Raw genomic sequence first — 22843 nt, 5'->3', positions numbered from 1 at the left:
CACGAGCGAAGATTTATCACGAAGGCCGGCGAGGCTAACAAGAGAATCAGGACTGAGGCGGACTCATGGCAGCTTCCCAACAGAAAAAACGGAAACACCCTTCACGCGGTCTCCCCCGCGGCCCGCACGGCGGAGTGCAGCTTTTGCTGGTGGGCACCGTCGAACACCTCGGCAAGCCCGGCGACGTGGTCGAGGTGAAACGCGGCTATGCCGTCAATTATCTGTTGCCCCAAGGCTTGGCCACCGTGGCGACCGATCATCACCGCAGGATGGTCGAAAAACACAAGGCCAAGTTGTTGGAGCTGGAACGGGCGAAACTGGCTAATCTCCGTCAATTGGCCGAGAACATCTCGCAGGTCAGCATCTCCATCGAGGCCAACGCCAACGAAGAGGGGCATCTGTACGGATCGGTCGGCCCCGTCGAGATTTCCAAGGCTTTGAAACGGGAAAACATCAACATCGTTCCGGACCAGGTACGGCTCCAAGGGCCGCTGAAGGAATTGGGGCTTTACACCGTCCAAGTGCATCTGGGCGGCGAAGTATTCGCCGACCTCAAGGTGTGGGTCGTTCCGGCCGCGAGTGAGGGTGAGAAACCATCGCGGTAAGCGGTCGCATCGCCTCTGTTTCGGCGCCGATTGCTTCCCACAACAGTTGATCGACTTGTCGGGCGTGCCGCACGGCACGCCCTGTTTTTTGTACGCCGCCCTCTCTTCACCACACCAGTCTCGTTTACGCCGGTGCCGGCCCTAGCTCTTTGCTAAGCTCGCGCCGCCGATTAGGATGGTGTCGTTGCTTCGTTGGAACAAGGCTCGCAACCGGCCAGGTCATTCGGGAGTACGAACTCATGAAACCCACAGACAAAAGTCTCGGCCGCCTCGCGCTGTATTTCGGCTTGATGTTTGCAACGGCCTTCGCGTCCGCCTCGTACGCCAAGGAAGGTGATTCGTGTCTCCGCGAGGGAAACCCGCAAAACGTGGGCGCGGACCCGGCCATCCTCGCCAAGATTCGGCCGGCTATGGAGGCTTTTGTTGAAGCGAAGGAAATCAGCGGAGCCGTGACGATGGTGGTAAGAAAAGGGCAAATCATCCATCATGCGGCGGTCGGCCGGGCGGACCTGGAGCGGCAAATCCCCATGACCGAGGATACCCTGTTCGGGATCGCGTCCATGACGAAGCCGATCTCGGCCACCGCCCTGATGATCTTGGTCGACCAGGGCAAGGTGGGACTGGACGATCCCGTCGCGAAATATCTCCCGGAGTTTGCAAATCTCAAGATTGGCGATAAGCAACCGGAAGGGCAGGTCACGGTGCGGCACTTGCTGTCGCACACGTCCGGTTTCAGCGGCAGCCAGCGAACGGAAGAAACCTTGGAGAAAACGGTCTCGGCCATCGTCGGCGGCGGCTTGAGTTTTGAACCCGGCACCCGCTGGGCTTACAGCCCCGGTATGACGGTTTGCGGCCGCCTGGTGGAGGTCGTAAGCGGCCGGCCGTTTGACCGGTTCCTGGAAGAGAACATCTTCGAACCGTTGCACATGAGAGACACGACATTTCTGCCGAGTGAAGAGCAACGGACGCGAACGGCCAGGCTGTATAAGAAGGCCGATGACGGAGACGCCCTGGACCCTTTTGCCTCGTGGATTGTGGATGACGCCGGAACCCGGGCACCGAATCCCTCGGCCGGCCTGTTCTCCACGGCACGCGATCTCGCCCGATTCTATCAAATGATTTTGAACGGCGGTGAGCTTTGCGGAACAAGAATCCTATCTTCGGAGGCCGTCGCCGAAATGTTACGCGTCCAGACCGGTGAATTTACCGTCGGCTTCACCCCGGGAAATGCCTGGGGCCTCGGCTGGTGCATCGTCCGCCGGCCTCAAGGCGTTACCCAAATGCTCTCTCCGGGAACCTTCGGTCACGGCGGAGCCTTCGGGACGCAAGGTTGGATCGATCCCCGGCGAGAGATGATCTTCATCTTGTTGATCCAACGGGCGGGCCTACCAAATGCCGACGAGTCCTCCATCCGGAAGACATTCCAAGAGATTGCCGTGCAAGCGATTCGGGAATAGCGGACGCAGCGCTTCCGGCTTGGATTTCGGCCGGCTTACAGATTCGGCCCGATATGACTTCGGGCCGTCTTCTACGCCAAATCGCGCTCCTCGAAAAGCAGCAGGGCAAGCAACAAGGCCATGCCGATATAAATGCCGCTGTACAACAAGCTCAAACCGAGGTACTCAAGCGGCACCGGTTGGCCCGTGGCGATCGGCGTTTCGATGCTGAAGTAGTCCAGCCCGGGCAGGACCACGGCCAATAGTTTGGCCGCAAAGGCCACGAATTCCAGCCGATCCGCGGTTTGTTGGACGACGGTCTGCAAGAGGTGTCCCAAGGCGTAAATGGTAGCGCAAATCACCAGGTTTGGCAAAAGCGGAAGACGTGTTGAGATTGCGGTTGCCACGGAGGCCAAGATCATGGTCTCCAAAAATGCCAACACCAAGCCGGGCGTGGTTTGCAGCATCTCGTTCCGGCACTCTTGCACGGTCGGATCCGGCCGCGCCGTCTCCCGCGAATCGTAACTCACCTTGAAAGAGATGCTGCAAAGGAATACGGACCCCAGCAGGAGGAAAAGCAGAATTACAGGCAACATCACGCCGAGGAACTTGCCCACGACCATCTGCCAACGGGCGATCGGCTTGGAGAGCAAAGTCAACGCGGTTCTCCCCTCGATCTCCTCGGCAATGGATACGCTGGCGGTCCAGACGGCCAAAACCACGGCCAAAACCTTGATCAGCGTTAAACCGTCGGCCTTGACGAGCTTGATATCCTCGCCGAAGGTATTGAACGGGAGAACGGGAAACAACAGCAGGGCCACAATGCCGAACGCCAAGAGTACGTAAAACAGCGGTTGCGACGTGGCTTCCTTCGACGTCGTCCGAGCGATCGCAGTGACGCGCGGAGCCACGAGGCTAAGCGCTTGCAGACCCAGAGCTATCAGCGCCAAAGCGGCAGGCAAGCCCAGGACCACGATCCAGAGCGGCTTCATCCAAACGGGAAGCATCGCAACAAGCGTATCCAGCCGCCCAAGCCAACTGGCGAAAACCGGCTGGAATAATTCGGAAGCAGTCTGCAACGTGTTCATACCAAGCCATAGCTCCGAGTGCAGCTTTCATCCGGCAGTCCATCCGTCCGCAATCCGGCAATCTCACGGAAGGCGCGACCGTCCGTGCAACCCGCCGACTGGGGCAATACGACACACTCGCCATTTTGGTTCAAACGGTGCGGAAACTCTCATCGAAACTCCGCGCACCCCTCCGTAGCGGTAAGAATCTGATCGATCTTCACCCACGAATCGTAAATCCGGTGAAACTTCCCGTCGCCGGGCCGCGCGCCTCCTCTGCGGTTCGAATATGGTGCCGCAATCGCGCCGAGACCGCACGGGTAAAACGCTCCAGCTCTTCGGGGGGGCCTTCCACTACGAGGTGAACTCGGCCGTCAGCGAGGTTTTCCACGTACCCGGTGACCTGGAAACCCGCCGCGATTTGCAGCGTGGTATACCGGAACCCCACGCCTTGCACCCTACCGGAGTAGTAGATTTCCCGCCGTTCCATCCGCCGGCTCACCTCGACTCGCTTTCGCCCTTTCCGCAAGCCTCGTTCCGGGGTTTTGCAATGAGCGGAGTCGCGCCCGTCCCTCACTTTCGCCGCAACGCTTGGCGTCGCAGCCCCGGAAACTCCCTCGTTACGCGATCGCTCTTGCCCCCCCTGCCCAAGATTTTGTACCGTTACCTCCATCATGAGCACGATCCTCAAGCAATACCAGATACCGTGGAACTTTCGACGGGACCCGAACTTCGGGCTTCCCCGACCCCAATGTGTCTCTCGGGTGCCGCGGGTTTTCGGTCTCTGCGCTGCCCTTGTCGTTTGCGCTTCCTTTTTCCACGACTCCGCTCATGCCGTCGGCGAACCATTCTTAACTATCGTTGAGCCGCCGGCGTCGACCGAACGGGCCGTCCTGCTTCGCAGCGGAGCCGTTATCGAGGGCCGAATTCAAGATGACGGCGAAAAGGTCCGCGTCACGGTGAATCACGGCGAAATCCTGATCCCCAAGCGAGAAGTCAAGGAAATCGCCGGCAGCATTTTGGAATTGTATGCCCGGCAGCGTGATCGCCTGCCGCCGGGCGAGGCGGATGCACACCTGGAACTCGCCGTCTGGTGCATCGACCACGGCCTCCAGCAAGAGGCCCGGCGAGAATTGCAGCTTGCTCGATCCCTCCGCCCGGACCACCCGACGCTCAGCCTGGCCGAGCGACGGATCGAATTGTCCGATTCCGCTCGCTCTGCTTTCTCTCACAAACAACGAGAACCTTCGGCACCGAACGCCGGGGGACTCGATCATGCGGCGTCTTCCGCCGCCGATCCGCTGCCGTTACCCTCCTGGCTGTCCGGCACGGTTCAAGCCGGCGCAGGCCCCCAACCGATGCAGTCCGGTCAAGATCAAAACCGCGAGACGGCTCCGCTCTCAATCAGGATTATCGAGGTTCCGAGCCGTCCCGTCGCTCCCGCTCGACGAAGCGATCCGACCGTCCTCCTTCGCGGGCTGCCGGCAAACACAGGTCCGGATTTTGTTCGGGTAATTCAGCCGATTCTGAGTAATCAGTGCGCCACGGCGGGCTGCCACGGCGCGAACTCCCCGGAGGAACGCCGCTTGTTGCGCATTCCGTATGGGCGCCCCGCCACTCGCTCCGAAACCGCCCACAACCTCGAAGTCGTGCTCGGCTGGATCGACTTCGATAATCCCGGTGCAAGCCCGCTGCTTGCGGTACCTAGCCGCGCGCACGGCGGCGGCGCTGCGCCGATTTTTTCCGGCACCTCGGCGCGCCAATATCGGGAGTTGGTGGACTGGGTATTTGCCGTGACGCGGAAGGATGGCGGCGAGAATTCACAGCCTTCGCCCAACGAAATGGGCATGGATATGCCCGGCGGCATTCCTCCCGAGTTACAGCAAGCGACATCTCCCGTGTTCGGATCCGAGACTCCCGGCCCCGTGGTCCCGGCCTCGGCGCTGGAAGCGCCGTCGGCCGTTCTGCCCGCCGTTGCCTGTGAGGCTGAGGTGGGATCGGCCCTGCTTCCGTCAGCAGACGAGAACCAGAGATTCTTTCCAGCGTGGTATACCGAGCACGGCGAGCACGGACCTTCCATAACCCTAGAAAGCGGCCGAATCCTCCCGGGCTTCCCCGAAAGTGACACTCGTGCCGGCTACGATGGGAAGGCGTCGTCGTCGATTCCGCTTCCTCTGCGTCGGCTCCCGGTCGAGGCAGAGCCGTTGACGGGTTTCCAAGAGACGCCCATGGCCGGGACAATCAAGCCGATGGAGGACACGATCGCTGGCGATCGCTCAACGTCACGAGTTGTGACAGAGGAATTGGGCACCGAGGCGGCGGCGGACCGGCAGTCCCCCAAGGTTCTGCCTTTTGGGGACACACTCCCCCCGCAGAACGAATTTTTCTATCGGTAGTGGACCGGGACGGGTGTGCAGGGCAAGAGCAACCGAGATGCTTAAGCCCTTTCGGCCCGGCCTATCACCCGATCCCTCCCTAAGAATAATCTATGCCGTTCCGAGCGGCTCCTCCCGGGGGAGGCACTATTCCCACGGCGCTGATCCAGCGTCAAACGCTGAGAGAAGACTCTCTCACCCTTAATCGGCAACCTGTGCTGGGCGTCAACCATCCGGCCCGCAAAAGGGAACAGGCTCTTCGCTCGTCGAAGCGACGAACGCTCGTTCCTCGCCGCCACCCGCGGACGGTCCGTTGCTGAGACAATGTTCCCTTTTAGGCCGAGAGCCGTCTGCACAGGCGAGATAGTCCACGCTGAGCGCGATTCGGCTACGAAAATTGGGTGCCCGCTACTCTCCGCGAGCATGTACGCCGAGCGCCGCGTTGTCCTCGGCTGCTTCACCGATTTCTCGGCCGCAGCGTTGCGGTAAGTGTGCTCCGCCAATGATTTGCCGAGACCTTGCGCGAGGCGACGCTAGGGAAGCTTGATCTCGCCGTTTTTCCAGGCCGTAAGAAACTGACGATTGCTTTCCAGCAAGTCTTTGCGATGCTCCAGCTCGTCTGCCGTGAGCCATAGGCACTCGGCGACTTCGGCCGGATTGGGAGCGACCTGCTGGCTCGCCGCCAGCTCCACCAGCCACCATGCCAGATCCACGCCCCAAGGAGTGGCTCGCCGCCAGATTCGGCAACGAGGCGAGCCACTCACCCCCAATTCCTCGAAAAGCTCGCGGACGAGGGCCTTTTCCTCGGTTTCTCCGGGTTCCATGCCGCCTCCGGGAAAGCACAGCATCCCCGGCGCGACGACTTCAGCGGCGCGACGAATGATGAGGAATCGCTGACCGCGTAGGATCACGGCCACGACGCCTCTACGAACCGCCCCACGGTTTTCTCGATCGAGATGATTCATGGATGAAACGCGTCCTTTTCGCATTGGCCGCCCGGCCCTTCGGTGCCCTTCCCTCAATAATCTCTCTCGCGATATCCCGACATCCTGCTATCTTCTCCCGGGCGCCTGATGATTCGGCCTGGGATCGGTTTCAGCGATCGCGCGCCCGTTCGGCCGAAGATTTGCCGGGAACCTGCGGTCGATCCCGCCTCCTCGTCGCAGCGTCCGCGCGGAATCTATAATAACAAGACCTTCGGTAGCCACGAGAAATCGAGGACGTTATGTCTCAGGCCCCTACTAATAGCGATTCAAACGAAAAGGGTAGCTCCGGAGAAGGTTACTGCGGTATCACGCAATTCACAGTGTTCTTGGATGACGGACCGTCCCGTTTGGCGGACCTGCTGCTTCGCTTTGAAGCCCGGAATTGCCGGCTGGTGAGCTTTGACTTTCGACGGGAACTGGGGTACGCCATTGCCTGCTTCATCTTGTACCCCGCTTCGGTCGGTAGGGAGGTGTTGGAACGGGCGGGCTTACCCATCGTCGAAAATCGCTTGCCTGCCGTGCGGCTCGCTTCAGGCCCGCAACCCCTGTTGCAGGTGTGCTTGCCCTTGGCGAGAGAACATGTGGATGTCCGTTCCGGGCAAGTGCTGGCCATGGCGGGCAAGCACGGATCCATCGCGCTGCTCAGCGTGAGTGATGCCGCCTCCGCCTGCGAGATTCTCCGCGAACACGGTTTCCAACTCATGACGGAAGAGGACCTCTTCGGCCCGGAAGAAGAATCCGGTACTTGACACCGGCCGCAGCCGCTCCAAACCCGTTTCGTGGGATTTCCGGCCGTTTCCTCGAAGCTTTATGTAGGGTGTGCCGGCGGCTCCGTCATTCCCTTGATGTGGATGAAACGGATTGCAGCCCAAGGGAGCACGACCAGGCCTCTTCCGTAGGGCGACTCTTCCGCCCTCACCACGAGCAACTTTTCGCCGGTCCAAGACGCGAAGCACTGCTCCACCAGAAGAGACTTTCCGCCGTCCAGCTCGACTCGCAATTCCGCCCCCGGGGGTTTCGCCTGCCAAATACTCTGGAATATATCGGCCATGGAAGCGCCGCCGCTATCGCCGACTTTGACATTTCCGCCCGTTGCCGTCGAGGCCCGCTGGGAGTCGGCCGTCGGCCTGCCCCCTGTCAGCTCCAAATGAAGACCGCTGTCGAAGGTAATGGCGGAGTCGCCCAAACCCTGCCCTACGGCGAGCGCATTGCGTTTGGTGTCGATGGCGGAATCGGTAGCCACGGACACCTGAGCGGCTGCGGTCTTCTCGGATTCCGTCAGCTCTTCATAGCTGGGGATGCGAAAGGTGCTGCCGCATTCCGGGCACTTGCCGGGCTTTCCCTGCAATTCCGCCGGTCCGAAAAGCCGATGACCGTTGGGACACAAGAACTCGATTCTTTCTTCTCTTCCCGCCGAAAAGGTCGCCGCGGTTTCCTCCGCCTTTTCCGCAGCCGCGATCTCCTCTAAGGTAGGAATCAGAAACTTGATCCCGCAACGAGGGCACTTGGCCGGTTTGCCGGCCCGGTCTTCGGAACAGCGGATGCGGTGCCCGTTCGGGCAGAGGAATTCTATGCTCATGGGATTAGGACCTCGCGGTCGCGGCACGGCTCCGCCGGCAACCGGAAAAGATGACCGACCATTGCATCCCTTCAGTGTACGTCCGCCGCAAGGGTCCGCAAATACTACTCCGCCCGTGATTTCCTCCGTACCGATCGTCCTTTCCAAACTGAGATTGTCCGATGGTCGTTCGTAATCAGATCCCGGCAGGTAAGAGTATCCTGGGAGGCATCCTACCCGCCTTTCTCGCAGCAGCCATTCTCGGTCTTCATCCGCTCGTGGGTGACGAACCCGCACGCATGATGGAGCGATTGGACCGCGGCGTTGTCGCGATCGCTCGCGAGGACGGAACGGTCGCCGTCTCTTGGCGTCTGCTTGCCACGGATGCCCCGGCAACGCACTTCCACGTCTATCGCGTGGAAGACGACGGCAGCATGCTGCGGTTGACGGAGAACGCCCTCGATCAAGCCACTTTCTTCATCGACTTCACGGCGAGGGTCGGTGCAAACCGATACGTCGTCGAGACGCTGAACGGCGAAAGGGTCATCGAGCGTTCGCCCCCGCTCGCACCGTCCCCGACACCTTATTTGGAGATTCCCCTGCAAACCCTGGCGGGGCACTTTCCCAATGACGCTTCCGTGGGCGATCTCGACGGAGACGGCATCTATGAGATCGTCATCAAACAGGAGATGCGACCGAGGGACAACTCGCAGCGCGGCGCCACGGGACGAACGAAACTCGAAGCCTATACCCTCACCGGTCACTTCCTGTGGCGTATCGACTTAGGACCGAACATTCGCGAGGGTGCCCACTACATGCCGTTCCTCGTCTACGACTTCGACGGCGACGGCTGCGCCGAGGTGGCTTGCCGCACGTCGGACGGCACGATCGACGGCGGCGGCAAAGTCCTTGGAGATCCCTCGGCGAACTACCGGGACAACCGGGGTTTGATCTTGGCCGGTCCGGAGTTTTTGACCCTGTTCTCCGGGAGGACGGGTGAGGCCTTGGCGAGCGAACCGTACGTCCCACCCCGCGGCGACGTTCGAGGCTGGGGCGACGACTACGGCAATCGCTCCGACCGATTCTTGGCGTGCGTCGCCTACCTGGACGCCCGGCATCCCAGCATCATCATGGCCCGCGGCTATTACACGCGAACGGTCTTGGCGGCCTGGGACTGGCAGGGCGGACAACTTGACCTTCGCTGGATATTCGATACCGACGCAAGCAACTCGCCGCATCCTGAGTATCGCGGTCAAGGCAACCACAACTTGGCCGTAGCGGACGTCGATGGAGACGGACGAGACGAGATCATCTACGGGGCGTGCGCGATCGACGACTCGGGCGAGCCGCTTTACAGCACCGGCCTAGGCCACGGCGACGCCTTGCACGTGACGGATATCGATCCCGACCGCCCCGGCTTGGAGGTATTCGGCATCCACGAGCGTCCCCGACATCCCCATGCCTGCAACTTGCGCGACGCGGCGACGGGCGAAGTGTTATGGGGGCTTCCTTCACAAGACGTCGCCCGCGGAATGACCGCGGATATCGATCCCCGATACCGAGGGCTGGAATGCTGGGCGTTCGGCGCCGGACTTCAAGGCGTGTTCGACTGCCGGGGACGGCGTATTGCCCGGCGAAGCCCGCTTTCCTGCAACATGGCCGTCTGGTGGGACGGCGACCTGCTGCGGGAACTGCTGGACCGTACCAGAATCGAAAAATGGCTGCCGGAACGCGAAACCGCCGACTTATTGCTGGATGCCGCCGCCTTTGGCTGCGTCTCAATTAACGGCAGCAAAGGGAATCCCAGTCTGATTGCCGACATCCTCGGTGATTGGAGGGAGGAGGTGCTCTGGCCCTCGCGCGATGGAAAACGCTTGCTGCTATTCACCTCCCCCATACCCACAACGTGCCGCATGGTCACGCTGATGCATGACCCAGTCTATCGTTCGGCCGTCGCAGCGCAAAACGTCGGCTATAATCAACCGCCGCATCCCGGCTTCTTCTTGGGCGAAGAAGCGGCCTCCCGCTCCGCCCCAAGCCCGAAGTGATCTGCAGGCTCAACCGATCAGGTCTTGGAACACCGCCGCTCATGGCAAGGCCGAAACGCAGTCGCTTGCGATCAGACCGGAACGAGAGTAAATTGGCCCGCATTGCCCGATTCACCATGGACTGCGGACCGGATGCGGCGCGTCGCCGCCGCGCGTGCTGACCTTCGCGGCTGTGGCATCCCGGGCGTCAATCCGCGGCAAACTGCAAGTCCCGTTCATCCGTTTTTTTCCACTACCCATTACACAGTAAAAGGTTACGTGCCAATGGCAGGTTTCGGGGGAAATCGCGTTCGCCCGATGGTCCGAGTTTGGATGGCGGCGACGGTCCTGCTGGGGTGGACCGTGTCGGCCCAAGCAGCGACCGAAACGGGGAGTGTACCCACCGCACCGCAATACGTCACCATGTCCGCTCTCGACCTATGGATCGTGGGCGGTTATCTGTTTGGAATCGTAATCCTGGGCTGTTTGGCAGGCCTGCGACGCCGCGAGTCTCAGGGGAGCGACTATTTTCTTGCCAGCAAGTCCTTGGTCTGGCCCATGATCGGAATGGCCCTGTTCGCCACGAACATTTCCACGATTCACTTGGTAAGCTTTGCTCAGAACGGTTATACATCCGGTTTGACGTACGGCAATTTCGAGTGGATGGCCGCTTTCACGTTGGTCATTCTCTCGCTCTTCTTCGCCCCTTTCTACTTGCGAGCCAACGTGGCGACGCTCCCGGATTTTCTGGAACGGCGATTCAATCGACCGTGCCGAGACTACCTGGCCATTCTTTCGATTTTTTCCGCCGTGGTCGTCCACATCGGATTTTCCCTGCTAACGGGAGCCATCGTTTTGGAAGGTACCGTCTTGTCGGCGTTCGTGGATTCGCCCGAGCAATACCGATTCTGGACCGTCTTGGCGATGGCCGGGGCCACCGCGATCTATACCATCGTGGGCGGCTTGCTGGCCGTGGTGGTGACGGAAACCATCCAAACCGTGGTATTGCTTGTCGGGGCGGCCTGCATCACGTGGATCGGATTCCACATGATCGGCGGGTGGAACTCCTTGGTGCAAAGCGTCCACCCCGTGAATCTCACCATTCTTCGTTCATCCGCCGATCCCACCGGAATCACATGGTACGCCGTCTTTCTCGGTTATCCGGTGTTAGGCATTTGGTATTGGTGCACGGATCAAACCATCGTGCAACGCGTGCTGGGGGCGAAGAACGAAAACCACGCCCGCATCGGCCCGCTTTTCGCCGGGTTCCTGAAGATTCTGCCGGTCTTCTTGTTCGTGCTCCCCGGCGTCATCTGCCTGGGTCTGGTGAACACCGGCAAGCTACCCCCGCTGCCGGAATTGCCCGACGGCTCGCCCAATACCGAGCAGACCTACACTCACATGATCAAGACGATGCTCAACCCGGGCTTTCGGGGCATCGTGATCGCCGCATTGTTGGCCGCCCTCATGAGCACGGTATCCGGCGCGCTCAACTCCATCGCGACGCTGTTCAGTTACGACATCTACAAGCGATGGGTACCGAACGTTTCGGAACGCAACCTGGTTTGGATCGGACGTTGCGCCACGTTCGTGGCGATGTGCGTGGCGATCGCCTGGACCATGGCCTTGGGGCAACGGGATACCACGATCTTCCAAGCCATGGTCGACGTGTTTCCCGTGGTCGCGCCGCCTACCGCCGTCACGTTTGTGTGGGGCGTATTCTGGCGAGGAACTTCCGCCCGGGCTGCGTTCCTCACGCTTGTGGGCGGTTCCCTAGTCGGATTGGTCGTCTTCCTCCTGACACTTTCCAAGGTCCTGACGATCAACAGTCTGTTCATGGCCTTCATTCTCTTTGCCGCGGAATCCGTGGCGATCGTGTTGCTCTCTTTTATCTTTCCCCATCGCCACACCGCCGAGAGCGAATCGCTGGTCTGGAAGACGCCGTGGGAAGCCCTCCGCGCCGACGGGGCTTGGCGCGGCCTGCTGGACTTCCGCGTCTTCGCGCTAGTGCTGGTCCTGGTTATGGCGGGGCTGTATTGGACATTCTCGGGCGGTGAGCCCTATTATCCCGTCAAGGCACGGCTGTTGCTCGACGGCCGACCGATCGTCGGAAGCAAGGTGGAATTGCATACCGACAATCCCCTCCTGGACGATACGCTTTACCTCGGCCTGGACGGCGAGTTGACTTATGGGACGGCACAACGAGCGGGCGGCGCCCCGGCGGGAACCGTCCTCCAACTCCGTCTGACCCCGTCGCGGGATTACATCGTGGAACTCCGGCCCCACAAGGGCAAGAACGGCAATGTCGAAACCACGGAGAAGATCATCGCCTGGGTACCCCACGGAGAGGAAATCGTTGAAACCACGGAAACGATTGGGAAGGATGCGGCAACCAACAACGGCCTGCACGGGCGCGTGCGAGTCTTTCGTTGGCATGTGGGAGGAGTCGAGAAACGCCTGTTCACCTCCGCCGATGCCCAGGTGGAAATCCGCCGCGCAACAGAGATTCCCGAAAATCTTCGCAACCCCGAGGCGGTCTTGATCGCCCAACCGAACGGCGAGTTGCAGGTTCTTGAGTTGCGATCATCGACGAACGTCGCCAAGATCGAGTGAAGCGGTGCCGGGTTGTCGTGGAACGGGATTACACGGACAACTCACCTGGAGAAACAGGAAAGCGCTCCGTTCGCCGGAGCGCGTGCGAGGAAGGAAAGGGCATTCGGGGCCTCGAGAACCACAAGGGATCAGATCCATGAAGCGACGCACATTTCTTACCTCGGCTGCGGCCGGCTTGATTTTGGGTACTTCCCCCTGCTATGCCGTGGGGCTGACTCGCCGCAAACCGCGAAGGCTGGGCTTGATCGGCAGCGGCTGGTACGGCAAGAGCGTTCTTTTGCGGTTTTTGCAAGTTGAACCGTGCGAAGTCGTGGCTTTGGCGGATGTCGACCAACGGATGCTGGCGGAGGCCGCGGAAATCGTGGCGGGACGTCAACCTTCCGGCAAGACGCCCGCGACGTACGGGGACTTTCGCAAGATGCTGGCCGACAACGAATTCGACGTCGTCCTGGTGTCCACGCCCGATCACTGGCATGCCTTGGCGGCGATCGCGGCCATGAAGGCCGGCGCGGACGTCTTTTGCGAAAAGCCCATCAGCACCGATGTCATCGAAGGTGCCGCAATGCTGGCCGCCGCCCGCAAGTACGGTCGCGTCGTGCAAATCAACCTAGAACGTCGCAGCACGCCGCACCTGATCGACGCCCGCGACCGCATCGTTCGCGACGGCAAACTCGGGAAGGTCGGCCTGGTCGAGATCTATTGCTACTATCACATGCGAACCTCCGGAAATCCGCCGGACGAAAACCCTCCCGACTACCTGGACTGGGATCTTTGGACCGGCCCCGCTCCGCTGCGGCCGTACAATCCGCTCTTCCACCCCCGTCGCTGGCGGTCCTTCAAGGAATACGGCAACGGAATCTTGGGGGATATGTGCGTGCATATGCTGGATATGGTGCGGTGGTTGCTGGATTTGGGCTGGCCGCGGCGGATCGCATCCAGCGGCGGAATTTACACCGATAAGCAAAGCAAGGCCAACGTCCCCGATACGCAGCTCGCCTCATTCGATTTCGGCGATCTGACCGTCGTGTGGCAACATCGCACCTGGGGAAGCGCGCCGGATTCCGATTATCCTTGGGGAGCGACCCTATACGGAGACAAAGGCACGCTCAAGGCGAGCGTCATGCGCTACGATTTCATCCCGCAGCGCGGAGACGTCATCCATCAGGATGTCGTTTACGAGCTGGACCAGTATCCGGAGGACAAAACCGAAAAGGACCTCGAGCGCCATGTCGCGCCCGCCCTTCGGCGTCACGTCCGCAACTTCTTGGACTGCGTGGATTCTCGCGAAAGACCGGTAGCGGACATCGAGCAAGGGTTCATCTCGTCGTCCTCGTGCATTCTCGCCAATTCGGCGTTGGAACTCGGTCGCACCCTGACTTGGGACGCGGAAAACCTTCAAGTTGCGGCGGACGATGAGGCGAATCAACGCTTGGCGAGACCCTACCGCGAACCTTGGCAACACCCTACCCCGGACACGGTGTAATACCTCCGACCCGTGGATGAGTTCGACCGAGATCACCCCTGAAACTGGATGATGGACCAACTGGTAAGCTTGGCACGAGATTGGTGCCGGGCTTGTCTTGCCGGAAAAGGAGTCGGCGTTATGCAACCGCCCGAACGGAACTCAAACCGAAGCGGACGCTCGGCTCCGCATAGGCTCGCACTTTCTCGTCGGCCAATTGCCCTGGGCTTGGCGATACTCTCCCTCGCGATCCTTTATTACCCCCGGATTTCGTCGATCACTGCGGGCGAGCCGCCGGCAACGATCATCCACGTGGCCGTGGACGGTAACGACGCTTGGGCCGGTCGCTTGGAGCGTCCCGACTTGGACCTCGGTGACGGCCCCGTCGCGACCATCGGCCGGGCCGTCGATTTAGCGGCTCAATTTCCGGCGGACGCATCTTGCGTAGAGATTGTGATCCAGCCCGGCGAGTACTCGCTGGAACGCCCGGTCACGATTTCAGGGGCGAATAGGTCGCTCCCGCCGCTGGTAATCAGGGCGGCCGTGCCGGGCAAGGTTCGGATCAGCGGCGGCCGGCGACTCACGTCGTGGCAACCGGTCACCGACCCCGGCGTGAAAGCCCGCCTGCCGGAGGAGGTTCGTGATCGCGTGCGGCAAACCTTCCTCAAGGATCTGGGGATCCGTGATTTCGGATCGCCGGGCGGAGGCGGATCGGAGCTGTTCTTCGATGATCGCCCGATGACCCTCGCGCGTTGGCCCGACGCCGGTTTCACGCACATCGCCGACATACTCGGGGAACAACCGACAACGATTCACGGCATCCCCGGAGATAAAGTGGGGAAGTTCGTTTTCGAGGGAGATCGCCCGCTGCGATGGATCGGGGAAAAAGATCCCTGGGTCCACGGCTACTGGTTCTGGGACTGGTCGGACCAGCGCCATCCCGTCGCGTCGATCGATTCTCAAAAGCGGATTCTGGAGGTCAAACCCCCGTATCACAGCTACGGGTATCGCAAGGGGCAGTGGTTTTACGGCTTCAATTTGCTGTGCGAGCTCGATCAGCCCGGCGAGTGGTATCTCGACCGCGAGACGGGAATCCTCTACTTCCTGCCGCCTCTGGAAAAGGCGGCGGAAGTGGATGCCGCCCTGAAATCGGGCCGCCCGGCCGTCTCCGTATCGGAGACGCTCTTCCGCATCGCCGAGGTCCAACACGTGACCCTTTCGGGCCTAATCTTGGAGCATGCCAGAGGTACGATGATCGACATACGCGACTGCCGCCAAGTCGCGGTGGAGGATTGTCTGCTGCGCAACGGCGGCGGCTGGGGTGTGCGCATCCAAGGCGGCGAAAAATGTGCCGTGCGGCGGTCGCGCCTCTATCTTTTGGGAGAGGGAGGAGTCAGCTTGAACGGCGGCGATCGTCCCACTCTGACTCCGTCGCAACATGAGGTCGCGGATTGCGAAATCTCCGAATACGGTCGCATCTACCCAATGTATCGAGCGGGCGTCTCCGTCGGCGGCGTGGGACAACGCGTCCTCCATAACCACATTCACCATGCCCCGCATCAGGCTGTAGGATTCTCCGGCAACGATCACCTCATCGCCTTCAACGAGATCCATCACGTCTGCCTGGAGTCCAACGACGCCGGTGCCGTTTATTCCGGGCGAGACTGGACGATGCGGGGTACGCGGATCGAAAAGAACTACTTCCACGACATTCAAGGTTTTCAGAATCGCGGATGCATGGGGGTGTATCTCGACGACATGTTCTGCGGGACGGTCATCGCCGACAATATCTTCGTCCGTGTGACGCGCGCGGCGTTCATCGGCGGCGGTCGAGATAATCTGGTTGAGAACAACCTATTCATCGACTGCAAACCGGCCGTTCACGTGGATGCCCGAGCTATGGGTTGGGCCTCCTATCACGTCGCTACGACCATGACGGAACGGCTCCGCGCCATGCCGTATCAAAACACCCTTTGGGCCGAACGCTATCCCGAGCTGCCCCCCATCCTGGAACAGGAACCGGCGGCGCCGCGGGGAAATGTCATTCGACGCAATATTTGCCTGGGCGGCACCTGGGAATCCGTGGAGGCCAAGGCACGATCCTATCTGACAGCGGAGGAGAACCTCGTCGTACCCACCGCCGATGAGAGCGGCCTGCTCGACGAAAACGGCCGATTGCGTTGGAACCCGCAATCCCCCGTCTTCGCAAAGTTGCCGGCGTTCCGCGCGCCACCGTTCGAGGAAATCGGTCCGCGCGGGCAACCGGCACTCAGCGATGCCGAGGCTGGAACTGGGGAACGAGCGGGACGTCCCGCCGATGCCACGCGATGGGAATCCGATATTCGAAAATTTGAGGATCAAGACCGCGATCAATTACCGCCCGAAGACGCCGTGCTGTTTGTCGGCAGCTCCAGCATTCGGTTGTGGGACACGGTCCACTCCTTCCGGGATTGGCCCACCATCAATCGCGGCTTCGGAGGCTCTCAAATTCACGAGGTCACCCAATTCGCGGATCGCATCGTCCTACCCTACCGACCGCGGCTCATCGTCTTCTACGCGGGCGACAACGACATCGCCGCCGGCGCGGAGCCGCAGACGGTTCTCGAACGATTCCAGGCCTTTGTGGCAAAACTCCGCGGCGAGGGATCGCAGACTCCTATCATCTTCATCGGCATTAAACCGAGCGTGGCGCGGTGGCGCCTGATCGACAAGATTCGCGAGGCCAATCGCAAGATTCGAGAGTGGGCGGAAAACCACCCCGAGCACGGCGTGCATTATTTGGACGTCGAAAAGCCCATGCTCGACGACCAGGGCTTCCCGCGGAGCGACCTCTTGCGAGAGGACGGTCTGCACCTCAATCAGCGCGGCTATGAGATTTGGAACGAGCTGCTGCGGCAGAAGGTCGCCCAAATCCTCGCCGCAAAGAAGTGAAAGCACGCGACCGATCATTTCCCGGCGGACTCGCATTGCCGTTTGAGTTGAACGAACAGTTCGCGCGTTTCGTTGCCGCCCAAGTCGGGATAAAGGGCCTCCACGACGGCAATCAACTCGGCGGCCTGCCGACAACGATCGAGCCGCATCAGGCACCACGCGGTCAAGTACTTTGCTCGAAACCAGCGAGGCGATCCCTCCGGGCTGCGTTGCGTCAATTCGCGCAGTCGATGCAAGGCCGATTCCACCGACGCCGTATCCCCTTTTCGCACCAAGAGGAGCACGATCGCCTCTTGGACGTCGCCGCGCGCCGGTTGCCGCTCGGCTAATTCGCCGTAGGCTTGCAGGGCGGCATCCAATCGGCCCGAAATCGTGAACCACCTCGCCCGGTTCTCCAAGAACTCCTCTTGTTCCGCGGGTTTCCATTGCTTCCGGGAAGCCTCCAAACCGTCCGTCAGCCCCAAAAGGAATTCGGCCAACCTGCGTTTCGCCGTTTCGCCCGTGATCGCATGGAGCACGAGATCTCCGCGCTGTGCCGCCCGTCGCAGCGTGTCCGCGTCCCAATCACCGACGTTCAACCGCGGCAGCGTTGATTCTCCTGACACGATTCGCGCGACCGCGTGCAAACAAAGAATGTCCGCATACTCGCGTTGCTGTATTTGAGCCGCCTCCGCCTTTTCGACGGCCTTCTGAAGCCCGGCCGCGGCCTGCTGCGTCGACCCCGAGGACTCCAGACGCATCTGGGCCGAAAGTCGGACGGCCTCGCGCACGGCGGGATCTCGGATGGCCGAGTTGCCCGAGTCGGACTGCCACACCTGCCGCACCCAAGCGTCCAGTCGGTCGGCGGCTTCCGTGATTTCGGCGGCGGGATCTTTCCCCGCAGCTTTCAGAGATCTGCAATAGCCGTCCACGCAGCGGCCGAAACCGTCCAGCGCCGACAGCCGCCGAGCGCGAACCGCATCGTCACCAGGCTCCGTCGGTCCCGGCAGAGAAAGCACGAGCTTCCAGTATTCCTCCGCGGCCTCTTTCCGCTTCTCCAACAGTTCCAGCGATCGCGCCAAGCGGAGACGCAATTCCGGGCCTTGCGGATGACCGGGGTATCGGTCCAAGAAGGCACGAAGGCGCGCGGCGAAATCTTCGAGATGGCGTTGGGGATCGGCTTGAAGGAGTTGCCCCAAGTGATGGATCGCCATCAAATCCGCCTGGTCGGCCTGCGGTTGATCCCGGAACCGATCGGCCAACTCCGCGAATCGGCGATAGGCGTCCGCGTGATCACCGCGCTCGCTTGCAATCGCGGCGGCCGTAAGGCCGAAGCGAAAGGCATCGGCTGCCGCCCCCCGGCGTACCGCGACCGCTCGCGCATGATCGTAGCCCGCCAGAGCCTCTTCGATGCGTCCTGCGCGGAAAGCGTTTTCCGCCGCGACGGCAGTCATCGCATCATCATCTCCGGATTCGGGTCCTCCTCGCCCGGCGAGGAACAACTCGGCCCGGCGCACCCAATAACGATCCCCCGCCCTGCGAAGGATGTCCAGAAGCTCCATGATCTTGACGTTCCACGGTTCGGTCGGCCGACCTTCCTTTTCCGCCCAATTCCGGAGCGTCCAGTATGCCTCCAGCAGGGCGAAATCGTAGGCGGAAAGTGCCTCTCCTTCGAACTCGCGACCTAGCGAAAGAATGCGTTCCACGGCCGCCCGGTCCCCTGCATCCAAGGCTAGCCGAAGCGATTCGGCGCGCACCCGCAGCACGCCCCTCGGCCCCAGGGCCGCCTCGTCGATGGTTGCCAAGGCGGCGCGTGCCGATTCCCACTGGCGCAAGAGGCGGCAGACGCGCGCCAAAGCCAGTCGCGAATCCAACGCCAAGGGATGATCCTCGGGAAGCCGCGCCAGGATGTTCAATCGCCGTTGCGACTCGGTCAATGCGGCGGCACGGTCCGGGCTGTCCTCCGGAAACGTCAACGCCAACTCCGTTTCAGCCGCGGCTAATTGGAATTGAACCGTTTTCTCGAATCCCAGCCAGTCGTCCTCCCTCCACACCTCCTTGGGCAACGACGCTCCCCCTCGACCGGAAGCTGCTTTCAATTTCTCCGCGGTGATCTTCTCCAAGTCTCGCAAGTCGCGAATCGCGTCGCGCAATGGTGTTCGGGCCGCTTCCATCGCTCGACTTGGATCGGCGTCTGAAGGCCCCGGCCGGCAGAACAGCTCCCGCTCTTCGCGAAGCAACCGCCCTTGAGAAATCCGCAACATCGCGAACTGCAACGCCACCAAAGACATGTCATCATCGGCGGGTTGGGAGGCAAGATATTCCCCGGCCGCGCGGGCCGCCGATTGCCAAAGCTCCTCTCGCCGCGGAGGCGGCACCGACTCGGCGTGGTCTCTCAGGCAGATGAGGTATTGAACCAGCAACGATACCCGCCTGCGTTGGGAAAGGTCCTTCCGGGCCAAGCGGTCGCGGCAGTATTGCTCGGCGGCTTGAAACAGAAACCGCTCTCGCAAGGCCGTCACGAATTGCCGATCGACGTCAGTTTCATCGGCGATTGCGAGGGTCTCACCGCGTGCCTTCTCCACCGTACCGCAGAAGACGCCGATGAGCGATGCGACAAAAACAAGGAACAAGACCGTTCTCACGGCTCCACCGGTGCGGCAAATTGAATGCGACTAAACCGTTCCGCACGACAAACGTCGTAGAGGCGAATCACCTCCTCCACGGCAACGTCTCCCGCAGGATCAAGGACCACCGGCAGATCGCGCCGAATGCTTCCCAGCTCACGCAGTTTGCGGCGCACGTCGTCGAGCGATCGGTACGGCTGCTGATTGAGCATGACAATCGTCGTCCCGTCTTCACGCAACAGCCGGATCACCACGACCGTAAGATGCTCCAGTTCCGGCGGTAACGCCGCTGCATCTCCCAGGCTGCCGGGCCAATTCAGGGGGCTGGGAAGCCTCAGTTCCAGCGGCTGGAAAGAAGTCGTACACAAGAAAAAAATGATGAGCTGAAAGACGACGTCAATCATCGGCGTCATCGGCAAATCCAGCGGTGCGGTTCCGGCATGGATCGCGAGGCGAGGACGGACCATGAAATCCTCCGGACTAGCCGCAATATCGTCGGTCGCAACGAGACTCAAGACGGCACGGGACGACGAACGCGAAAAGCAGATGGGAATACCGCACAATAAGCCTCACTGCTCCTCCACAACGCTGAACGACACATTCCAGATACCGGCTTTAGCACAACAAACCAGGACGGGAGCGACAGCCGCATAGGGAGCCCGCCGATCCGTCCTGATCCGCACTTCCAAATCGCCGTGGCGAAGGGATTCCGCCTCGAGCACTCTTTGCAAGCTCGCCTCATCAACCGTTTGGCTACCCACGAGTATCCGGGAGTCGGGCGTGATGTTGATCAAGATGCGGCGAGTCTCGGACTCCTTCGCCTTCTCGCCGGTCGCGGCAGCAGGCAACCGAACATCCACCGGCGATTCCTGCTGCGCCAGATGGCCGGCCAAGATGAAAAACAATATTAGTTGAAACGTGACGTCGATCATGGGCGTCATGTTCATTCGGACGGAAGGCCGGCCGGTGACGGATGGGGTTCGCATCAGCGACCTCCTTCGGGGACGGGAGCGGCCGGCGGTTTGGCCGCGCGCCGCCGTTTCAGCGGCAGAAGCACATGTTGCGCCACGCTCGCCGCCTCGGCCGTCACTTCGTCCGTGCGATTCCGAAAATAGGCATAAAGGGCCAGGGCGGGAATCGCCACGATCAATCCTTCGACCGTGGTGACCAGGGCGAGATAAATCGCCTCGGCCAAATCCGCTGCACGAGCCGCACCCTGCGTCTCCGCCACCGTGCGAAAGGCCAGGATCATCCCTACCACCGTGCCCAGCAGCCCCAGCATAGGAGCAAGATTCCCGATGACCGAGAGATATTCCACTTTGCGCAGCAATCGGGCCGACTGCTCGGATAAGGCATCCTCGACGGCCTTCACCACCTCGCTCCAGCCGGCTTCCAGCTCGGCCATGCCCGCCAGCAATACGTGAGACAACAGGCAAGGCTGTTGCCGACACAACTCGACCGCCTGCTTGCCGTCACGTGCGGCTAGGGCGTTGCGGACCTGCGCCGCAAGTGAATCGGGGACGAGAATGGATTTTCGCAAGGTCAGGGCTTGCTCAATGGCCAGCGCGGCAGTGGCCAGGGACAGCAAGATGATCAAGAATCCTACCGTCCCGCCCGCCTTCAGGATCCCCCACAGTGTCAGCTTCGATTCGGGCCGGCGTGAAGAGGTATCCACCGCAACTCCGTCGCGAGCCGTCGTAACGCCGGGTTCCACCGGATTCGAGCTGGCCGTCGATGGAGGATTTTGCTCCCCTCGTGACGTCGCGGTGCCCGACGGCGAATCGGCGGAAGAAGCCGGAACGTTCTCAGCCGCCACCGGACCGGGCGGCGGCAGCGGCAACGGCGGCCCGGATTCCACACTTCCCAGAATCAAATAACCGACGGGAGCGACCACAAGACAACCGTCACGCAAGGCGCCGACCGCCGGCTCTAAAGTGAGAAGATGACTTGCCCAGCCGCAGGTCATAACCAGGACCGGCAACACGGACGCAACGTGCCGACGCATCGCTTTGGCGGTGTTCATATTCCCTCTGGTTCCATGCCGAAGGGCGAAAACTCCATCCTTAATCGTAACGCTAGGGTTGCCGGGCCCAACGCGATTCAGGAAATCTTTGCTTCAATTCCCGTCGCAAGTTCTCGACCCCGGCCGCATCCTCCTCCCAGCCGGTCTTGGGGAGAGCCTCCGCGGCCTCCCACAGACAGCGGGCAACCAGAGGCCGAGGGTTTGCACAAAGCAGCCCGACCTTCAAGTAAAACGTGGCGGCTTGGTCGGCTCGGCCATGGCGCGCCCAGGCCGAAGCGATGACATAGTAAGGTCCGCTACGATACGGCAAAGGCAGCTTTTCCGCCGTCCCTTCCCAACGTTCCACTTCCTCGGGCGGAGCGGTCGGAATCTGCGTTCGCCACAACTGCGCTACCGCCAGCAAGGCAATCCGCGAATCGCCCTCTCGCCCGAGGCTCAAGTTGCGTAGTCTCGCAGCCGCCTCGGTTCCCCTCGATCCCAAAAGAAGATAGCTCGCTCCGAGGAGTTGAGCCGCCGGCCGCGTATCGAGAAGCCAAGCCTGGGCGGCGCTCTCGACGGCCGATGACTGCTGGTCGGGAGTCCACGCCAGCGGGATGCAATCCAGGTACGGCGTCCGCGGATCTTCCGAAATCAGCTTCAAAAACACTTCGCAAGCGGCCGGGTCGTTTCCGATCGCTTGCAAACAACGCACGATCTCGGCGGCGATTTCGCGCCGCGCCCAAGCCCGAGATTCCGCGCTCATGGCATCGCGCAATAAGGCCAAAGCATCATCGGCTCGCCCGGCCGTAAATGCGGCTTGCGCCTCGAGAAACGGTGCCTGCCGTTTCGTCTCCACGGCGAGAACCTGCTCAACGGGGATGGTTCGTTCCGGCCCCGCTCGCGGGCGCAACAGCAGACCGTCTCCCGTGTAATCGACGATATCCCCTGTCAGAATCGCCCGCTCGCCGTTGTTCCCTCGAATCCGGACAACGTCTTGTGCAGGCTCTGCGTCCGCCCGCGCGATCTTCTCAGCCAAGGCTCCCGACGTGAGATAACACCGGCACTGCAACAACAGAAAGACGAAAACCCATGGATAGCGACCCCGAAACACGTCAAGCAAGCCGTGCGTGCTTCGCAGCCATACATGCCGGTTTTGCGCTTGCACCATCGGCATC

Annotated in this window: 17 protein-coding genes; 8 read left to right on the top strand and 9 right to left on the bottom strand. The window is 61.2% G+C overall.

The window, feature by feature from the left end; all coding sequences use genetic code 11:
- The first annotated feature begins 65 nt into the window (after window positions 1-65).
- Both rplI and ACZ5B4_RS03765 read left to right on the top strand, forming a co-directional pair.
- A complete protein-coding gene (rplI, locus tag ACZ5B4_RS03770; protein ID WP_464913103.1) occupies window positions 66-605 on the top strand; it encodes a 50S ribosomal protein L9 in 540 nt (179 codons plus the stop codon).
- Between the two features lie 239 nt (window positions 606-844).
- Window positions 845-2062 carry a serine hydrolase domain-containing protein gene (locus tag ACZ5B4_RS03765; RefSeq protein WP_464913102.1) on the top strand — a complete coding sequence of 406 codons (1218 nt, stop codon included), beginning with the start codon at window positions 845-847 and terminating at the stop codon, window positions 2060-2062.
- Between the two features lie 71 nt (window positions 2063-2133).
- Here ACZ5B4_RS03765 and ACZ5B4_RS03760 read toward each other — a convergent pair whose 3' ends face one another.
- Window positions 2134-3129: an ABC transporter permease gene (locus ACZ5B4_RS03760; RefSeq protein WP_464913101.1), complete on the bottom strand. Its 996-nt coding sequence runs from the start codon at window positions 3127-3129 to the stop codon at window positions 2134-2136.
- Window positions 3130-3328: 199 nt separating this feature from the next.
- Window positions 3329-3598: an acylphosphatase gene (locus ACZ5B4_RS03755; protein WP_464913100.1), complete on the bottom strand. Its 270-nt coding sequence runs from the start codon at window positions 3596-3598 to the stop codon at window positions 3329-3331.
- A 184-nt stretch (window positions 3599-3782) separates the two neighbouring features.
- Between ACZ5B4_RS03755 and ACZ5B4_RS03750 the strand changes: the two genes are divergently transcribed.
- On the top strand, window positions 3783-5504 hold the full coding sequence (locus ACZ5B4_RS03750) for a hypothetical protein (RefSeq protein WP_464913099.1): 1722 nt from the start codon (window positions 3783-3785) through the stop codon (window positions 5502-5504).
- 512 nt (window positions 5505-6016) lie between these two features.
- Here ACZ5B4_RS03750 and ACZ5B4_RS03745 read toward each other — a convergent pair.
- Window positions 6017-6448 (bottom strand): NUDIX domain-containing protein, encoded by a 432-nt coding sequence (locus ACZ5B4_RS03745; protein WP_464913098.1) that lies wholly within the window; start codon window positions 6446-6448, stop codon window positions 6017-6019.
- Window positions 6449-6708: 260 nt separating this feature from the next.
- On the opposite strand from ACZ5B4_RS03745, the gene ACZ5B4_RS03740 reads away from it, so the two are divergent.
- Window positions 6709-7218, top strand: coding sequence for a hypothetical protein (locus ACZ5B4_RS03740; RefSeq protein WP_464913097.1), 510 nt, complete (start codon window positions 6709-6711; stop codon window positions 7216-7218).
- Window positions 7219-7277: 59 nt separating this feature from the next.
- On the opposite strand, the gene ACZ5B4_RS03735 is transcribed toward ACZ5B4_RS03740, so the two are convergent.
- A complete protein-coding gene (locus ACZ5B4_RS03735) occupies window positions 7278-8048 on the bottom strand; it encodes a hypothetical protein (RefSeq protein WP_464913096.1) in 771 nt (256 codons plus the stop codon).
- Window positions 8049-8209: 161 nt separating this feature from the next.
- Here ACZ5B4_RS03735 and ACZ5B4_RS03730 point away from each other — a divergent pair, with 161 nt between their 5' ends.
- From ACZ5B4_RS03730 to ACZ5B4_RS03715, 4 genes are all read left to right on the top strand, one after another.
- Window positions 8210-10075: a rhamnogalacturonan lyase gene (locus ACZ5B4_RS03730; RefSeq protein ID WP_464913095.1), complete on the top strand. Its 1866-nt coding sequence runs from the start codon at window positions 8210-8212 to the stop codon at window positions 10073-10075.
- Window positions 10076-10372: 297 nt separating this feature from the next.
- Window positions 10373-12667 (top strand): sodium:solute symporter family transporter, encoded by a 2295-nt coding sequence (locus ACZ5B4_RS03725; protein WP_464913094.1) that lies wholly within the window; start codon window positions 10373-10375, stop codon window positions 12665-12667.
- A 136-nt stretch (window positions 12668-12803) separates the two neighbouring features.
- Complete coding sequence (locus ACZ5B4_RS03720; RefSeq protein ID WP_464913093.1) at window positions 12804-14150, top strand: Gfo/Idh/MocA family protein; 1347 nt, start codon at window positions 12804-12806, stop codon at window positions 14148-14150.
- A 291-nt stretch (window positions 14151-14441) separates the two neighbouring features.
- Entirely contained in the window at window positions 14442-17060 is a 2619-nt protein-coding gene (locus ACZ5B4_RS03715) for a GDSL-type esterase/lipase family protein (protein WP_464913092.1), read from the top strand.
- 14 nt (window positions 17061-17074) lie between these two features.
- On the opposite strand, the gene ACZ5B4_RS03710 is transcribed toward ACZ5B4_RS03715, so the two are convergent.
- The 5 genes from ACZ5B4_RS03710 to ACZ5B4_RS03690 all read right to left on the bottom strand — a co-directional run bounded on the left by ACZ5B4_RS03710 (window position 17075) and on the right by ACZ5B4_RS03690 (window position 22842).
- Window positions 17075-19684, bottom strand: coding sequence for a hypothetical protein (locus tag ACZ5B4_RS03710; RefSeq protein WP_464913091.1), 2610 nt, complete (start codon window positions 19682-19684; stop codon window positions 17075-17077).
- Window positions 19681-20133, bottom strand: a complete 453-nt coding sequence (locus tag ACZ5B4_RS03705) for an ExbD/TolR family protein (protein ID WP_464913090.1) — start codon at window positions 20131-20133, stop codon at window positions 19681-19683. The genes ACZ5B4_RS03710 and ACZ5B4_RS03705 overlap by 4 nt, the downstream gene beginning before the upstream one ends.
- 102 nt (window positions 20134-20235) lie before the next feature.
- A complete protein-coding gene (locus ACZ5B4_RS03700; protein WP_464913089.1) occupies window positions 20236-20652 on the bottom strand; it encodes an ExbD/TolR family protein in 417 nt (138 codons plus the stop codon).
- The gene (locus ACZ5B4_RS03695) at window positions 20652-21689 is read right to left on the bottom strand and encodes a MotA/TolQ/ExbB proton channel family protein (RefSeq protein WP_464913088.1); all 1038 of its coding nucleotides are present in this window, start codon (window positions 21687-21689) and stop codon (window positions 20652-20654) included. The genes ACZ5B4_RS03700 and ACZ5B4_RS03695 overlap by 1 nt, the downstream gene beginning before the upstream one ends.
- Window positions 21690-21741: 52 nt before the next feature.
- Window positions 21742-22842: a hypothetical protein gene (locus tag ACZ5B4_RS03690; RefSeq protein ID WP_464913087.1), complete on the bottom strand. Its 1101-nt coding sequence runs from the start codon at window positions 22840-22842 to the stop codon at window positions 21742-21744.
- Window position 22843: the final 1 nt, after the last annotated feature.

It is taken from the genome of Thermogutta hypogea, from assembly GCF_055386265.1.
Note: the sequence above shows the minus strand (reverse complement) of the source record. Positions and strands in the feature narration are given on the sequence as shown.

What these genes read in the sequence shown, in the direction of transcription:
- rplI (WP_464913103.1), top strand. Translation starts at nt 66, where the DNA reads ATGGCAGCTTCCCAACAGAAAAAACGGAAACACCCTTCACGCGGTCTC.
- ACZ5B4_RS03765 (WP_464913102.1), top strand. Translation starts at nt 845, where the DNA reads ATGAAACCCACAGACAAAAGTCTCGGCCGCCTCGCGCTGTATTTCGGC.
- ACZ5B4_RS03760 (WP_464913101.1), bottom strand. Translation starts at nt 3,129, where the DNA reads ATGAACACGTTGCAGACTGCTTCCGAATTATTCCAGCCGGTTTTCGCC.
- ACZ5B4_RS03755 (WP_464913100.1), bottom strand. Translation starts at nt 3,598, where the DNA reads ATGGAACGGCGGGAAATCTACTACTCCGGTAGGGTGCAAGGCGTGGGG.
- ACZ5B4_RS03750 (WP_464913099.1), top strand. Translation starts at nt 3,783, where the DNA reads ATGAGCACGATCCTCAAGCAATACCAGATACCGTGGAACTTTCGACGG.
- ACZ5B4_RS03745 (WP_464913098.1), bottom strand. Translation starts at nt 6,448, where the DNA reads ATGAATCATCTCGATCGAGAAAACCGTGGGGCGGTTCGTAGAGGCGTC.
- ACZ5B4_RS03740 (WP_464913097.1), top strand. Translation starts at nt 6,709, where the DNA reads ATGTCTCAGGCCCCTACTAATAGCGATTCAAACGAAAAGGGTAGCTCC.
- ACZ5B4_RS03735 (WP_464913096.1), bottom strand. Translation starts at nt 8,048, where the DNA reads ATGAGCATAGAATTCCTCTGCCCGAACGGGCACCGCATCCGCTGTTCC.
- ACZ5B4_RS03730 (WP_464913095.1), top strand. Translation starts at nt 8,210, where the DNA reads ATGGTCGTTCGTAATCAGATCCCGGCAGGTAAGAGTATCCTGGGAGGC.
- ACZ5B4_RS03725 (WP_464913094.1), top strand. Translation starts at nt 10,373, where the DNA reads ATGGTCCGAGTTTGGATGGCGGCGACGGTCCTGCTGGGGTGGACCGTG.
- ACZ5B4_RS03720 (WP_464913093.1), top strand. Translation starts at nt 12,804, where the DNA reads ATGAAGCGACGCACATTTCTTACCTCGGCTGCGGCCGGCTTGATTTTG.
- ACZ5B4_RS03705 (WP_464913090.1), bottom strand. Translation starts at nt 20,133, where the DNA reads ATGGTCCGTCCTCGCCTCGCGATCCATGCCGGAACCGCACCGCTGGAT.
- ACZ5B4_RS03700 (WP_464913089.1), bottom strand. Translation starts at nt 20,652, where the DNA reads ATGCGAACCCCATCCGTCACCGGCCGGCCTTCCGTCCGAATGAACATG.
- ACZ5B4_RS03695 (WP_464913088.1), bottom strand. Translation starts at nt 21,689, where the DNA reads ATGAACACCGCCAAAGCGATGCGTCGGCACGTTGCGTCCGTGTTGCCG.
- ACZ5B4_RS03690 (WP_464913087.1), bottom strand. Translation starts at nt 22,842, where the DNA reads ATGCCGATGGTGCAAGCGCAAAACCGGCATGTATGGCTGCGAAGCACG.